The organism is Streptomyces tateyamensis (assembly GCF_003205575.1).
GTDB classification, from domain to species: domain Bacteria; phylum Actinomycetota; class Actinomycetes; order Streptomycetales; family Streptomycetaceae; genus Kitasatospora; species Kitasatospora tateyamensis.
The window spans coordinates 1-273 of sequence record NZ_PYBW01000435.1 but is presented as its reverse complement, the minus strand read 5'-3'; the positions used below and the strand labels follow the sequence as shown (position 1 = coordinate 273).

1 protein-coding gene is annotated in these 273 nt (G+C 66.7%); it reads right to left on the bottom strand.

What is annotated here, in order from left to right; all coding sequences use genetic code 11:
* Positions 1-273: ABC transporter substrate-binding protein (locus tag C7C46_RS34100; protein WP_245985365.1), on the bottom strand; the 273-nt coding region annotated here is incomplete at both ends.

The following is a 273-nucleotide window of genomic DNA, read 5'->3' as shown; positions in this document are numbered from 1 at the left end:
CCTCGACCGACTTGACGGTGTCGAAGAGCGAGGACGGACCGTTGTCGTCCTTGATCTTCTTCATCCGGTCGATCGAGAAGACCACGTCCTTGGCGGTCAGCGAGTCGCCGTTGGAGAAGGTCAGGCCGGTGCGCAGGGTGCAGTGGTAGGTGGTGGCGTCGCTGCCGGTGAACTCGCAGGACTGGGCCGCGTCGGGCTGCGGCTGCGGGGAGCCGGCCGGGTAGCGCAGCAGGCCCTGGAAGGTGTTCTCCAGGATCAGCCAGGAGCCCTGGT